Source organism: Shewanella sp. MF05913, from assembly GCF_059758095.1.
Genome location: NZ_JCAYNT010000008.1, coordinates 72,149 through 88,225, shown reverse-complemented (window position 1 = coordinate 88,225; position 16,077 = coordinate 72,149). Strand labels below are relative to the sequence as shown.

General features: G+C 41.6%; 8 protein-coding genes. 6 read left to right on the top strand and 2 right to left on the bottom strand.

What is annotated here, in order from left to right; translation table 11 throughout:
• Nucleotides 1–29: 29 nt before the first annotated feature.
• Nucleotides 30–2,393 carry a carbohydrate binding family 9 domain-containing protein gene (locus AC19MV_RS11580; RefSeq protein WP_498307693.1) on the top strand — a complete coding sequence of 788 codons (2,364 nt, stop codon included), beginning with the start codon at nucleotides 30–32 and terminating at the stop codon, nucleotides 2,391–2,393.
• Between the two features lie 90 nt (nucleotides 2,394–2,483).
• On the opposite strand, the gene AC19MV_RS11575 is transcribed toward AC19MV_RS11580, so the two are convergent.
• Nucleotides 2,484–3,713 carry a GGDEF domain-containing response regulator gene (locus AC19MV_RS11575; protein ID WP_498307692.1) on the bottom strand — a complete coding sequence of 410 codons (1,230 nt, stop codon included), beginning with the start codon at nucleotides 3,711–3,713 and terminating at the stop codon, nucleotides 2,484–2,486.
• Between the two features lie 39 nt (nucleotides 3,714–3,752).
• Nucleotides 3,753–4,874 carry a beta-ketoacyl-ACP synthase III gene (locus AC19MV_RS11570; RefSeq protein ID WP_498307690.1) on the bottom strand — a complete coding sequence of 374 codons (1,122 nt, stop codon included), beginning with the start codon at nucleotides 4,872–4,874 and terminating at the stop codon, nucleotides 3,753–3,755.
• A gap of 388 nt (nucleotides 4,875–5,262) precedes the next feature.
• Between AC19MV_RS11570 and cysK the strand changes: the two genes are divergently transcribed.
• From cysK to pflB, 5 genes are all read left to right on the top strand, one after another.
• Nucleotides 5,263–6,228 (top strand): cysteine synthase A, encoded by a 966-nt coding sequence (gene cysK, locus AC19MV_RS11565; protein WP_432402669.1) that lies wholly within the window; start codon nucleotides 5,263–5,265, stop codon nucleotides 6,226–6,228.
• Between the two features lie 727 nt (nucleotides 6,229–6,955).
• Complete coding sequence (locus AC19MV_RS11560; protein WP_498307688.1) at nucleotides 6,956–9,796, top strand: TonB-dependent receptor domain-containing protein; 2,841 nt, start codon at nucleotides 6,956–6,958, stop codon at nucleotides 9,794–9,796.
• 220 nt (nucleotides 9,797–10,016) lie between these two features.
• Nucleotides 10,017–10,907, top strand: coding sequence for a LysR substrate-binding domain-containing protein (locus AC19MV_RS11555; protein WP_432402665.1), 891 nt, complete (start codon nucleotides 10,017–10,019; stop codon nucleotides 10,905–10,907).
• Nucleotides 10,908–11,826: 919 nt separating this feature from the next.
• Nucleotides 11,827–13,359, top strand: a complete 1,533-nt coding sequence (locus AC19MV_RS11550; protein ID WP_498307687.1) for a DUF3360 family protein — start codon at nucleotides 11,827–11,829, stop codon at nucleotides 13,357–13,359.
• 385 nt (nucleotides 13,360–13,744) lie between these two features.
• Nucleotides 13,745–16,027: a formate C-acetyltransferase gene (gene pflB, locus AC19MV_RS11545; protein ID WP_498307685.1), complete on the top strand. Its 2,283-nt coding sequence runs from the start codon at nucleotides 13,745–13,747 to the stop codon at nucleotides 16,025–16,027.
• The last annotated feature ends 50 nt before the right edge of the window (nucleotides 16,028–16,077 follow it).

Sequence of the window (16,077 nt, the reverse complement as noted above, 5' to 3'; positions counted from 1 at the left end):
AATGGCCAAAATAACAATAAAGAGAAACTGTGGTTGTGATTAATTTTTTTCGTGGTGTATTCATTGCCAGTATTGTGTCTGGGGTTGTGTCCGGTGCTGTATCGCAAGACTGCTTTGCCGGTTCTAGCCAACAATTTTATTTAGAGATTCCAACTATCAATCAAGAAGTTGAAATCGATGGCGACTTCAATGAGCCTGTTTGGCAGCAAGCAGCACAGGTAATGTTAAAATACGAAACATCTCCAGGGGAGAACATTGCCGCCCCAGTCAATACCTATGCCAAAGTATTTGCCTCTGAAACTAGCTTGTATTTTGCCTTTATCGCTCACGATCCATCGCCAGAGAATATCAGGGTAAACCTGAGAGACCGGGATAAGTCCTGGGGCGACGATATGGTCGGTATTAAGCTCGACACGTTTAATAATGCTCGCCTAGCCTATCAATTTTTTATTAATGCCTATGGGGTACAAAGTGATTCAATTGAAAACGAACTCACTGGCCAGGAAAGTGATGCCTGGGACGGTATTTGGTACAGTAAAGGTAAATTGACCGAGCAAGGCTATCAAGTTGAAATACAACTGCCACTGCGCTTGTTTAACTTTGATGACAGCCACCCTTTACAAACGTGGGGGATAGAATTAGTCCGTTTTTATCCTCGTAATGAAACCCATCGATTATCGACTCATCAAATTGATCGTAATGTAGCATGCCAGCTTTGCCAATTAGGCACAGCCTCTGGCCTTGCTGGCGCGACACAAGGTAAAGATCTCCAAATAACGCCATCTTTTGTGGCAGACCAAAATCATCAGCGAGACGTTGCACCAACAGGCCCGTGGCAAGATAATACCAACGTGGAAGCGGGTGTTGACCTACGTTGGGGGATCACCCCAACGACATTACTTAATGCCACCATTAACCCCGATTTCTCACAAGTTGAAGCCGACGCAGGACAATTAGATGTTAACAATACCTTTGCGCTATTTTTCCCAGAGAAACGCGCGTTCTTTTTAGACAATAAAGACTATTTTGATACTCAATTAGATTTACTGCATACCCGTAATATTGGCTCGCCAGACTATGGTTTAAAGCTCACCAGCAAAACTGACGATCATACCTTTGCAATGTTGGCGGCCAATGACATTCAAAGCCAATTTTTAGTGCCTGGTAACCTAAGCTCCGATATTGCTGTCATTAATGAGCAAAGCCATAACGTTGCAACGCGATACCGATTTGACCCAAGTAAGCAATTTTCGATTGGTGGTTTAGTCACCTTAAAGCAAGCGGATGATTACCATAACTATTTAGCAAGCGTTGACGTTAAATATCAACCCACGAAGCAAGACACGTTTATCGCGCAATATGCTCACTCGCAAACACAATACCCAGATGAATTTTTCAATCAATTTTGCGGTAGTGACGATTGTAGTGATGCTTTAGATGGCTGTGAAATAGGTGATTGTGCCATTAACGAGCGAGTATTGCGCACCAATAAAGACGATAAATTTGATGATAGAATGTACAACATTGCCTATCAACACGAGCGTCGAAGCTGGTATGTCTCTACTAATTATGAATCAATAGGCAGCGATTTTAGAGCCGATTTAGGCTTTATCGATAAAGTTGATTTAGCTAAATTTGTGTTTGGTGGCGGTTATATTTGGTATCCGGACAACAGCTTTTTTAACCGCATAGAATTGGGCGGAGACTGGGATATTACCCATAGCCAAAATAATGAACGCCTCGAACAAGAAACCGAAATGTTTATTGAGTTTGAAGGTGGCTTACAAAGTTATATCGCCACAGGGATTATTCAGCGCGAACGAGTGGGCAGACGTCATAACCCGAGCATCATTGATATTAACGATAACACCACCCTGTTTGAAGAAACCTTAGGTTGGTTATACACCAATTTCACTCCAGTAGGCTCACTCAAGCTCGAACTGGATATGTACTTGGGTGATGATATCGATTTTGCCAACAACCGCCCTGCTACAGTACACATGTATAATCCGGGTATTGAATGGAAGATAACAGAGTCGTTAGTGCTCGATTTTTCACACCGTTACCAAACCTTAGATGTTGCCGATGGCCGTTTGTTTACCGCCAACCTCAGTGATGTACGCTTAAATTGGCAATTAACCCTCAATAGCTTTATCCGCTTAAGCAGTGTGTATACTCGCATTGAACGCGACCCTAATTTATATCTGTACCAAAATCCAGATAAGCTGTACGAAGACTTAGGCAACGAATTGCTATACGGCTATAAGTTAAATCCGCAAAGTGTATTTTATGTGGGGTATTCTGACGCATTTGTGGCAAACGATGACATAGATTCGTTAACGCAACATGAGAAAACCTACTTCATGAAGCTGAGTTACGCCTGGTTGTTATAAAGCATGCCAATAAATTAGCCACACAAAAACGCCGTTGATAAATATGATCAACGGCGTTTGTGTGTGTATCTTAGGGTTAAACAATAAGTATTACTGACTCATCACCTGGTTACGCCCTGCCGCTTTGGCTTGATAGAGTAATTCATCGGCGCGTTGTAATGCATGATCGAGCGTTTCGTTATCTCGAGTCGATACGCCGCAACTGAATGACACCTGTAAATCCCCCGCCGTGGTAGATATAGGGCTTGTGGTGCATTGCTCTCTAAACTTATTCACTAACGTACTGGCTTTAGTGCTGTCCAAACCTTTAAAGGCAATCACAAACTCTTCACCACCAAAACGTGCAACAGTAAAGTTTGCTGCAAAAGCATTTTCTAATCGCTGAGCAAATTCAATTAACACTTGATCGCCAACATCATGACCATGGGTATCGTTAATTTTTTTGAAAAAATCTAAATCTAACAATGCCACCGACAATAATCCGTTATCAGAGTCTTTACTATTATGCTGGCTGAAAAAATACCGACGAGTGTAAGATTGAGTTAAATAATCACGATTAGCCTTAGCCCATAAATTGCGCATCATATCGAGCGAATCTAAAGTGTTAAGTACCCGGCAATGAAACTCTTCATGGACAAACGGTTTTTGCAAGAAATCATCGGCACCGTTTTTAATAAACTTGGCCGATAAGCTTTCGTCGTTGTCATTCGATAAGCCAATAATCGCGATATCTTCGCGATTATATTTTTCGCGAACCCGCAATATTAATTCAACACCATCAATTTTTGGCATGTTGTAGTCAGTAATCAACAACTGAATATCAGGCTCTTGCTCAAGTACCGTTAACGCTTCTTCACCGTCCTTTGCTTCAATCACTTGAAACAAATGCTGTTCAAGCAACATACGCACAAATTTACGGCTAACCACTGAGTCATCGACCACCAACACTTTAACCTGTTGATTGCGATACAACCTGTCGATAAGTTTAACCACGTATTGATAGCTGTATCGATTATCTTTAGGAATATAATCAACAATACCAAGCTTGAGAATTTCCCGACGCTGGTGAGCATCTAAATTACTGGTGAGCACAATACAAGGCGTTTTATAAGACGTTAATACCAGACGCACAATGTCACCATTGGAGGCGTCTGGCAGGTTTAAGTCTGCGACGACGACAAAGTATTGATGTTGCTCTAATAACGCCAATGCACTAGACATATCTGGCGCAACGTCCACATGATAACCAAGATCTTGTACGATTAAATGCTTCAAGATTTTAGATATGGTAGTGCTGTCTTCAACAATCAATACTCGCAATACTTTCACCTTGTTAATTATTATCGGTGCACTAATGAGTTAGCACTTTTCGAGCACAATACTGCCTATCGAATAGCCAGCGCCAAATGAGCACAATAAGCCTAAATCGCCCGTTTTAAAATCTTGATTGAATTTATGAAATGCAATCACTGATCCTGCCGAGGCTGTATTAGCATATTCATCAAGTACGATAGGTGCTTGTGATGGCTCAACATTATCACCAAGAAGCTTCTTCACTACAAATAAATTCATGTTTATGTTGGCTTGATGGAGCCATAAACGCTTAAATTCTTCAGGCTTTATTTGTTCATCAGAAAATTGCGAATCAAGGTGCTGATAAATCATCGGCAGCAACTCTTTAAACACTTTACGCCCTTGTTGGTGAAATAGTTTATCAGCGCTGTTGGCCTGCGCAGGATCGCAGCGGTTAACAAAACCGAAGTTACTGCGGATATTGCTGGAGTAATCTGTAACACAACGAGTCGATAACACGCTAAACGCATTTGTTGAGGTTGAAAGCTCAGCACGCTCAACCACCAAGGCAGTCGCCACATCACCAAAGATAAAGTGGCTATCGCGATCGCGGAAGTTAATTTGCGGTGAGGTCAGCTCAGGATTAATCACTAACACACGATTAGCCGTACCACCGCGGATGGCATTAACCGCATTCACAATAGCAAACGTCGCAGACGAACACGCCACTAACATGTCATACGCAAAGCCTTTAGTGCCCATAGCTTGTTGTATTTCAATCGCAATGGCCGGGTACGCTCGCTGGGTATAAGCACAGGCGACAATGACTAAATCAATATCGTCTGCGGTTAAATTGGCTTGCGCTAAGGCTTGTGTTGCCGCTGCAATCCCCATTTCAGCTTGCATTGATAAAGCATCAGAAGGTTTGTCGGCAATCAATGGCATCATGATGTCTGTATCTAAAATACCGTCTTTTACCATCACATAACGACTTTTAATACCTGATGCTTTTTCAATAAACTCACTCGAAGAGTAAGCCAATGCAGCAGTAGTGCCTGCTTCAATGTCTGCAGCATGCTGTTGGTTAAATTGATCAACATAACTGTTGTAACAGGTCACCAATTCATCGTTAGACACGCTATAAGGAGGGGTATATAAACCACTGCCAGAAATCACAACTTTATTCATTTTGCTCTACCATTATTAGTGAGTAAGTGAGTTAATGCTCATCAGCAACCAGACATTCCCATGATGCGAGTGAAGTATGATAATGCTATCGCAATAATCACGCTCGTCATCTGCCTCGTTACATTTCAACCGAGCTGAATTAACTTATTGCAGCTATTCTAGTATTTTATATTTTGTTTTCGTCATACTAAATTAAATTTGCATGATGGTCGGACCATCGAATGGTGTTTATTTGGCCGAAAAGCCCGAAAACCCGCCAAAAACTGTCGTTTTAGTATAACAGCATTAACGCTAATAACTAAAAGGAATAAAGAAGAACAAACTTTCACTTCTAAATCCTGCCAAGCAGATTATGATTGAACAATGCAACCATAGGAGCAAATAATCCATGAGCAAAATTTTCGAAGATAATTCATACACTTTAGGTAATACCCCGTTAGTTCGTTTAAACCGTGTCAGTAATGGCAAAGTGTTAGCAAAAGTAGAAGCACGCAACCCAAGCTTCAGTGTTAAGTGTCGTATTGGCGCGAACATGATTTGGGATGCTGAAAAGAAAGGTCTGCTAACCAAAGATATCGAGTTAATTGAACCGACTTCGGGTAACACAGGTATTGCACTTGCTTATGTTGCTGCTGCACGTGGTTACAAGCTCACCTTAACCATGCCAAACACCATGAGTTTAGAGCGTCGTAAACTGCTTAAGGCGTTAGGTGCTAACTTAGTGTTGACTGAAGGCGCCAAAGGCATGAAAGGTGCCATCGATAAGGCTGAAGAAATTCGCCAATCAGCGCCAGAAAAATATTTAGTGCTGGGTCAATTTAGTAACCCTGCTAACCCAGAAATTCATGAAAAAACCACCGGCCCAGAAATCTGGAACGATACCGATGGTGAAGTTGATGTATTTGTTGCCGGTGTAGGTACAGGCGGTACGTTAACGGGTGTGAGCCGCTACTTAAAAGCGCAAGGTAAAACCATTACTTCTGTTGCAGTAGAGCCCGTTGATTCACCTGTTATTGCCCAAGCGTTAGCAGGACAACCGATTCAACCAGGTCCACATAAAATTCAAGGTATTGGTGCTGGCTTTATTCCTGGCAACTTAGATTTGTCGATTATCGACCGTGTTGAAGCCGTGAGTAATGAAGATTCAATTGAAATGGCGCGCCGTTTAATGAAAGAAGAAGGTATCCTAGTGGGTATTTCTTCTGGTGCAGCTGTAGTGGCAGCCAACCGTATCGCCGCATTACCTGAATTTGCAGACAAGACTATTGTGGTTATTTTACCTTCTGCAGCAGAGCGTTATTTATCATCAGTATTATTTGCTGGCGAATTTAGCGACAGCGAGAACGTACAGTAATACAAAACTTGGGCCTGAAATAAGGCTAAAGCAATCCTAAAATGCCAACAATGAACTTGTTGGCATTTTTTATTGCTTCTATTTTGGCTAACCTTCTATTGTTTCTACTTTTTAAATCAACAAGAGAAAAACAATAAAATACAAAGTTAATTGCATGTCCAAGATTCAACTTAATGTGACATTCTTGTCTACACGCAAAACTCACTAAATAAGCAATAAATAGTGACATTTTCTGCATAAATACCGCATAAATGAATCTCTTAGTGATTATGACTCACTGATTTGAGCAAATTAATCGAAGTGAAAATATATTGAATCCAATATTCAATCTGACTGTTTAACGTCATTTTTATATCTAAAAATCACATCGTTAAATAAATTCATCTAAATTTTTAAATAATTTACTTTACATATATTCAACAAGATTAAATTGGTCATTCACCTATAACCCATCAAAAACGCCCCAACCGATACAACCCCGTAACAAATTCAGCTTTTGTAAATTATCGCCCTGACAAATTTGTATTTTAGTCACTCACTTGTTGATTATTTGTTTATTAAAGTGACGACATGAGTTAACGCTTATTTTTAAATACCTAATCTTTATAGTGTTGTTTTTTATTGAATTTATCGTTATACCCATGCTCGTGTAATGTGATGTCAGCTTACTCTGCGAAGTGCTGCAATTAATTACATCATAATAAAAAACATTTCTGGGAGTGATAAAATGCAAGTTAATTCAAAATTAGCCAATGCGGTTCGCATTGCGCTAATGAGTGGTGTCGTGTTGTCTGCCACCACATCAATCAATGCCATCGCTGAAGATACAGCGGCGTCAAATGTAGAACGTATTTCAGTCACTGGTTCACGTATTATTCGTGAAGGTGCAATTGCACCAACGCCTGTGACAGTGATTACCGGTGATGAATTATTATCAACAGGTGTAACCAATATTGGTGAAGCGCTAAACCAATTACCTGCACTTGGTAATACTTTCTCATTAGCGAATTCAGGTAATTCAATTGGCACGTCAGGGCTTAACATACTTGATTTAAGAAGCATGGGTACTGCCAGAACATTGGTGCTTGTTAATGGTAAACGCCATGTATCAAGCTCTGCGGGTTCAGCGTCTGTAGACGTTAACACCATCCCAAGTGTTTGGATTGATAAAGTCGAAGTGATCACAGGTGGCGCATCGGCAATTTATGGTGCAGATGCGGTAACCGGTGTTGTTAACTTTATTTTAAAGAAAAATGTTAACGGTTTAGATGTATCAGCCACTAAAGGCTGGGCCGATGATAGCGACTTTAAAAAAGATCGCTTTTCGTTATCTTACGGTAAAGACTTTGCACAAGGTGATGGTAACGTTGCTTTTGCGGTGGAATATAGCTCTCAGGAGCAATTACGTGCATTTGACCGTGATCAAACGTCAACCTCTTTTGCCAGTTTAGCCAATACAAGTCGCACAGAAGATAATAACGACCCGGCTAACCCAGACAAAATCCTAACCCCTAATGCTGGCCATTACAGCATTAGTAACGCCGGTACGATTGATTTAGATGGTTGGAAAACCTTTAATGCCGACGGTTCAATGAAAGATGTGTATTTAGGTCAAAATGTTGATGGTATCCGTTGTGCTGAGTGTGATTTCACTAACTTAAATCAGTTTGTTACATTGCAACCAGAATTTGAGCGTTACAACGTTAACTTTAAAACCAACTATCAACTGAACGATGACCATAATGTGTATTTTGAAGCTAAATACGCTAATAGTCAGTCAACCGGTGAAAGTCAGCCTGCATTCTTCTTTAGCAATCCAGTGAACAACGTTAGCATTGATAACGCCTTTGTCAGCCCTGAACTGGCAAGCCTAATGCGAGACAATAATACAGACACCATCAATGTTCGTCGCTTTATGACTGACCTAGGTGCGCGCATTGAAGATGATACCCGTGAAACTCAACGTTATGTTTTAGGCTTAGACGGTATTGTTTTTGAAGATTGGGACTACGATCTTTATGCCGTTTATGGTCAAACTGATCTTGAACGTATTAATAAAAACAACCTTGTATATAGTAACTATAGCAACGCACTTGATTCGATTTTAGTGGATGGTGAAGCTGTGTGTCGTGACGAAACGGCAAGAGCGGCAGGTTGTGTTGCGGTTGATATTTTTGGTTATGGCGCACCAAGCCAGGAAGCCATCGATTATATTAATACCACGTCTACTGGCACATCTGTTATTAAGCAAACTGTGTTAGGCGGCAGCATGACAAACTCTGGTTTGTTTGAATTGCCAGCCGGTTATGTTGGTTTCTCTACGGGTGTTGAATACCGCAAAGAAGAAAGTGAAGTATTTGAACCTAATAATGCTGAAGGTACATTCTTTAACGTACTAGGCGAAGATAAAGGTGAGTTTAACGTTCGCGAAATATTTGCTGAAATGACCTTACCGTTACTTGCTGATGTACCCATGGTTCGTCAGTTAGATCTCGACCTTGCTATCCGTTTTGCTGATTACAGCACCATTGGCAATGCAACAACGTGGAAAACAGGCTTAAGCTGGGAAGTAGACGACGAAATTCGTGTCCGTACTACTTACTCTGAAGCCATTCGTGCACCTAACATCAGTGAGCTTTACGGCGCAGAAAGCCAAACCTTCTTCAGTGTAGAAGATCCTTGTCGTGCAACCAGTTTAGGCGAGCAAAATGATTCAACAATCCGCCAAGCAAACTGCACAGCTTTAGGTGTGGCAACGGGTTTTGATTCTGATTATGACGATGAAACCCTTGACGGTGTCAGCAGTGGCAATGAAGAATTAGAAGCTGAAGAGTCTAAGAGTTACACCTTAGGCGTGGTTTATCAGCCAGGCTTTATCGATGGTTTATCGATTACAACTGACTATTGGAACATTGAAATCGAAAATGCCATTAGTGTTGTAGATTCACAAAAAATTCTTAACCGCTGCGTCGACTCAAAAAATGGTATTGATAATGAGTATTGTAAGTTAATTACTCGCGATTCAAGCACCAGTGAAATTACCGAAATTAGACAGCAATCATTAAATATCTCTGCACTTGAGGCCGCGGGTATCGACTTTGATATCAGTTATACCTTTGAAGCATTTAATGGTGATGTTCGCACAAATCTTGTTGCAACTCGTCTATTAAAACGTAAAGACTTCTTGTTCCAAGATGAGCCAGATGCCTTCGAAGAGTTTGCCGGAACTGCAGGTTATGCTAAATGGCAAGCTAACTGGAGCATTAACTATGCTATCGATAATTGGGACTACTCGTGGAGAACCCGTTACATTCAGGCGGTAGATTTATACACTAACAACAGCCTGGACAACAACGCGAATCCAAGCAGCGCGATGGCATATGGTGATTACTACATCAGCGATGCATCAGTGTCTTACAGCTTCGATTCTGGTATTTCATTAAAATTTGGTATTGATAACCTATTTAATCGTGACTTACCTTACGGCACAACAGGGACTAGTGCAGAAAGTTCTGCTTATGACAACGTAGGCCGTTACTTCCACACAACAGCTACATACAAGTTCTAAATATGGATAGCTAATCCGTATTATTGATCGATATTCGAACGGCATCTTAGGATGCCGTTTTTTTATTTATAATCTATTTACACCAGTCCATATCCTGAGTGAACGTAAATTACTGCTAACCTCGCCACAAAACCAACATTAAGCACTGTACCAAACCACAAAAATAAACGACGATAAACCAACATAAAAATTTAAAGCTCGAATAATCAATAGGTAACTTATGCACTATACACTGAAACAAATCGCTGTTTTTGATGCTGTCGCCAGTTTCGAAAGTGTTAGTGCTGCGGCAAAAAAATTATCGATGAGTCAATCTGCAGTCAGCATGTCGTTAAGCCAACTAGAGCATTTATTAGGACGGCCGCTATTTATTCGCCAGGGAAATCGGCTAATAATGAGCCACTGGGGGCAATGGCTGCGCCCAAGAGCACAAAAGTTATTACAAGATGCACAACAAATTGCCTTAGGCCTGCATGACCAACATATTATTAGCGGCACAGTTAAACTGTGTTCAAGCCAAACAGCAGCAGAACATTTATTGCCTAAGCTTATCAGTAAAATTGATAATGATTTTCCTGAGCTGAGGATTGAAATAGCCGTTGAAAATAGTGACCACGTCGCCAAAGAAGTACTTGATTACCAATTTGATTTAGGGATTATTGAAGGTCGTATCGATGACAGCCGATTACACCAAGAGCCCTGGATTGACGATCACCTTGTGGTCGTAGCCTCACCGCATCATCCATTTGCCAAACACAAACAAACCAGTGTGTCGCAATTAGAACAAGCAAAATGGGTATTAAGAGAGCCTGGAGCCGGCACAAGACGCATTTTTGATGCCGCTATTCACGGATTAATCGTTCAATTAAATGTTTGGAAAGAATACGAACATGTCGGCTTATTAAAAGCATTAGTCAAAAATGGCGTATATTTAAGTTGCCTGCCTTATTTAGATGTTGAAAAAGACGTCGCCAAAGGGGAATTAGTGGTATTAACCACGCCGGAACTAAACTTAAAGCGCCATTTATCGTTTATTTGGCGTCAAGACACAGGCGATAACCCATTACGCAATTGCCTCATTGCTGAAGCGAAAAGATTAACTCGAGAATAATGTGCCACGGGTGAATCATCCCCTCTCATATACTGATAGTAGACTTGAGTATTACCACTGTGAAACCCAATAGTGTCAGGAGGTTGAATCAAGGAGGTTGCAGTTACCAAATTACTGTCGCAACCAACGCTATCCAGCCCTTGTATGAATCACGTTGCACTTGAGCCGACTCGGTTAATCACATTGCAATATCGTGAAGTCATTACTTAATATTAATGGCTTTGTCCGTTAAAAATCAACAATACCACTCTCCCCCTTTTGTGCCCTTTATTAGGTAAAACCTTCGCTTATTAATGCGGATTGCTATAAACCCAATCAAATGAGTAAACCCAATCAAAGTTAAATGTATCGTTATCTGACCGAGCGAGCCCTCTACGCTGAGTTTCTAAGTCAAAAGCATGTTGCATTATTTAATGATGCTTTACTGGCTCTGCAAACGAAATATAAGCTGTGTGATCATCTAAATTTGGGCCACAATTACGCTAAATAAAAGTGTCACACTCGATCAGTAAAATTGATACTGAGTATCAAGCTGTACATTTTTTGACTTTTTGACTCGATTTAGTCTGTATTTATTGATCTAATTTTGCCATCAACTTGTTAACCAGCTCCCACTTAGCGTAAACAAAACATCAACTTTATTGATAGCAAGTGATGACTACGCAAGCCTATGCTAAAATCATCAGGTAAATTGGTCTTACCAAGAAAGTGTAAGCACAAAATAAGCATTAACTAAGCCGTAAATATGGACATCACTGTGATGCAATTTAATTACAATGCATCACAGTCGAGTAAAGTGATTAGAGCTGATTAAGCTCACTGGCAAGCTGACCTAATGGACACCGCCATCACTTCAATGGAACACACTCAACTTCATCAATTGATGAAATAACCTGTTCTTTTCGGAGAATGAGAAATTATGTCAGATAAAGCCAGTCATTCAGCCACAACCGATACAGAAGCGAGTTACAGCGAACTTCACCGCCCAGCCAGTGAATTTGCCACTCGTGATGCCTACTTAGAAAACGAATTAAAAATAATGAAACCAAGGCGTTGGGGACTTAACCTTCCTGGACGTGATTTTCGCTTTGAATGGGAAGATTTAGTCCCTGCCATCGCGGGTACCATTGGCATTACTGTTATGTACTCGGCAGTAATGGCAGCATGGGCTTCTGGCTTAAGTGAAAAGTGGGATCATGTGAGTCTAGGTGCCGAATTTGCTATTCAAATTGTGCGCGTAGAAATGCTCATTCCTGCCTTACTTTTTTGTATTATTAGCTCGGGCTTAATTAATCCACGCGCCAATCTGGGTGGTAACCACGGCCCCATGATCCCCCTCATTGGTACTATCGCCCTTGCGGGTGCGCATCCTCTAGCACTTGCCATATTAATCGGCATATTTGGATTAATACTCAGTTACTTTAAAGGCGGCTCAAAACTGGTCAATCTTACCAGTAGCGGGGTTGCCGGAGGGTTGTTAGTCTTCCTCGGTTTTATGGGGGCAAAAAGCCAAATTGGCTCCTTGTTCGACTGGGCTGGCGGCTTGCAAGCTAAACACAGCTTAGATTATTCATTGGGTTATGTTGCCTTTATTATTTTGGTCATCAACGTGATTATCTACGCCTCGTTAGCCAAATTTGGCAAGCGTTGGTTAGCCATTCCATTATGTTCGATTGCCGCCATTGCATTAGCATTTGGTCTTGGCGCCGGGCTTGACCTGCAATTTACTACCGCCCCAGGTATTCCTAATCTAAACCCTGTGTATTGGTGGGGCTCTACCGAACACGGTTGGATGTTAGGCTTACCGAATATGGCGCACTTTATTGCCTCGTTACCGTTTGCTATTTTAGCGGTTGCCATGTGGTCACCAGACTTTCTCGGTCACCGTATTTTCCAAGAACTGAACTACCCTAAAGGCGCTGAAAAAGTCTTGATGGATGTGGATGACACTATGACCACATGTTCAATCAGGCAGATGGTCGGGACCGCTGTGGGTGGGGGTAATATCACCTCATCTTGGGGGACATACATGATCCCAGCCGCTATCGCTAAACGCCCAATTCCAGCGGGTGCAATTTTACTTGGCAGTTTATGTATTATTGTGGCGATTGTGGGTTATCCAATGGATATCACCGTGTGGCGTCCTGTGATGTCAATTGCGTTACTGGTAGGGGTATTTTTACCGTTACTTGAAGCCGGATTACAAATGGTAAAAGATACCACTAGCAGCCAAGCTGCAGGTATTTGTATTTTTGCCGCATTTGTTGCCAATCCAGTATTAGCCTGGGCATTAACCATGTTATTAGATAACAATGGCTTAATTGGTGATAAAGAGCGTCCTAAAACATTGTCATTTGCTGATCGTATCGTGATCCCTGGGCTTGCATTTGTGATTTGTTTAGCCGCCATGCTTGCTGTGGGCATGATTGAAGGCATCCCTGCGCTGTTGTAATTTCAACCAGCGCATAGCACTATCAAAAAGCGAAACTAATCTGGTTTCGCTTTTTTATGTCCGGCTGACACCAAATAATAAACGAGATTGTTAACCAGTTAACACTTTTACCAATCCATTAACGAATTCTGCCGAAAATACTGACGTCTTGTGCTATTATTAACGCATGGATAAATGGTCTTACCAATTTAAACCATTAGCCGGTTACTACATCTGAAGCGTCATTAAGTGAGTTAGGCACACAAGTTGCCAAGAATGTCGCAGAAGCGGTAAACGACTCAGTCTAGCGAATGTTCCTAGACATTGAATGTACATACTCAACGGATAACAACGCCAGTTTCACTTGCAATCGAATCCGTAGTTAAACAACCAGAGGGTTAAGTAAATGACAGATAAAACCGAACTATTTGCCAACGCGTGGGAAGGTTTCGTAGCAGGCGATTGGAAAACTGAAGTTAACGTACGTGACTTTATCCAGAAAAACTACACTCCTTATGAGGGTGACGAGTCATTCTTAGAAGGTGCAACTGATGCGACTTTATCTTTATGGGATAAAGTGATGGAAGGCATCAAGTTAGAAAACCAAACTCACGCCCCTGTCGATTTCGATACAGACATGGTGTCGACGATTACGTCGCACGATGCTGGTTACATCAACAAAGATCTTGAAACTATCGTCGGTTTACAAACAGAAGCGCCGTTAAAACGCGCAATGTTACCTAACGGCGGTATTCGCATGGTTGAAGGTTCTTGTCAGGCTTATGGCCGCGAGCTCAACGCTGACGTGCAATATACTTATTCAGAATTACGCAAAACCCACAATCAGGGTGTGTTTGATGTATACACACCTGAAATCATGGCATGTCGTAAATCAGGTATCTTAACCGGTTTACCTGACGCATACGGCCGCGGTCGTATTATTGGTGATTACCGTCGTATCGCGTTATACGGTATCGACTACCTAATGAAAGACAAATTCAACCAATTTGCGTCATTACAAGCTCAAATGGAAGCGGGTGATGATTTACAAAGTGTTATCCAGCTTCGTGAAGAAATTTCAGAGCAACATCGTGCATTAGGCCAAATGAAAACCATGGCCGCTAAGTACGGTTGTGATATTTCTGTACCCGCTAAAAATGCCAAAGAAGCCATTCAATGGACTTATTTTGGCTACCTTGCTGCAGTAAAAAGCCAAAACGGTGCGGCAATGTCATTAGGTCGCACATCGACTTTCCTCGATGTGTTTATTGAACGTGACCTCAAAAGTGGTTTGTTAACAGAACAACAAGCACAAGAAATGGTTGACCATTTCGTGATGAAACTCCGTATGGTGCGTTTCTTACGTACTCCTGAATACGATGAATTGTTCTCAGGCGACCCTATTTGGGCAACAGAATCAATTGCTGGTATGGGCATTGATGGTCGTACATTAGTGACTAAGTCTAGCTTCCGTTTCTTACACACCTTATACAATATGGGGGCAAGTCCAGAGCCAAACATCACCGTATTGTGGTCAACAAAATTACCACAAGGTTTTAAAAGCTACTGTGCCAAAGTGTCTATTGACACCAGCTCTATTCAATATGAAAACGATGACCTAATGCGCCCTGACTTTGAGTCTGACGATTATGCTATCGCTTGTTGTGTGAGCCCTATGATTGTCGGTAAACACATGCAGTTCTTTGGTGCTCGTGCCAACCTAGCCAAAACCATGCTTTATGCCATCAACGGTGGTGTTGACGAAAAACTAAAACTGCAAATTGCACCAAAAGCAGATGCAATCACCTCTGACGTACTTGAGTTTGATGATGTCATGTCACGCTTAGACGGCTTAATGGATTGGTTAGCAACTCACTATGTGACAGCGCTAAACGCCATTCACTTTATGCACGATAAATACTCTTATGAATCTGCATTAATGGCCCTGCATGACCGCGATGTTCGCCGTACTATGGCCTGTGGTATTGCCGGTTTATCGATTGCAGCTGACTCATTGTCTGCGATTAAATACGCAAAAGTTAAACCAATTCGTGACGAAGACGGTATTGCAGTTGACTTTGATATCGAAGGTGATTATCCAAAATTTGGTAATAATGACCCACGTGTAGATGACATTGCTTGCGACTTAGTTGAACGCTTTATGGCTAAAATTCGCGATAAGAAAATGTATCGCAATGCCATTCCAACACAGTCAATCTTAACCATCACCTCTAACGTAGTTTATGGTAAGAAAACCGGTAACACTCCTGATGGTCGTCGTTCAGGTGCGCCATTTGCTCCAGGTGCTAACCCAATGCATGGCCGTGATGAAAATGGCGCGATTGCTTCATTAACATCGGTTGCTAAACTGCCTTTTGCCCACGCTCAAGACGGTATCTCTTATACCTTCTCTATCGTGCCAAATGCACTAGGTAAAGATGACATGGGTCGCCGTACAAACTTAGCCTCATTAATGGATGGTTATTTTGTTAGCAAGCCAAATCGTGAAGGTGGCCAACACTTAAACGTTAACGTGATGAACCGTGAAATGCTTGAAGATGCCATTGTGAACCCAGATAAATATCCACAATTGACTATCCGTGTGTCAGGTTACGCAGTACGCTTTAATGCACTGACGCCTGAACAACAGCAAGATGTTATCACGCGTACTTTCACTAAAGGTCTGTAGTCTCTGCTAAAATTGGCTGTATCGAAGAATCAACACTCTCGATACAGCCT

What these genes read in the sequence shown, in the direction of transcription:
- AC19MV_RS11570 (WP_498307690.1), bottom strand. Translation starts at nt 4,874, where the DNA reads ATGAATAAAGTTGTGATTTCTGGCAGTGGTTTATATACCCCTCCTTAT.
- cysK (WP_432402669.1), top strand. Translation starts at nt 5,263, where the DNA reads ATGAGCAAAATTTTCGAAGATAATTCATACACTTTAGGTAATACCCCG.
- AC19MV_RS11560 (WP_498307688.1), top strand. Translation starts at nt 6,956, where the DNA reads ATGCAAGTTAATTCAAAATTAGCCAATGCGGTTCGCATTGCGCTAATG.
- AC19MV_RS11555 (WP_432402665.1), top strand. Translation starts at nt 10,017, where the DNA reads ATGCACTATACACTGAAACAAATCGCTGTTTTTGATGCTGTCGCCAGT.
- AC19MV_RS11550 (WP_498307687.1), top strand. Translation starts at nt 11,827, where the DNA reads ATGTCAGATAAAGCCAGTCATTCAGCCACAACCGATACAGAAGCGAGT.
- pflB (WP_498307685.1), top strand. Translation starts at nt 13,745, where the DNA reads ATGACAGATAAAACCGAACTATTTGCCAACGCGTGGGAAGGTTTCGTA.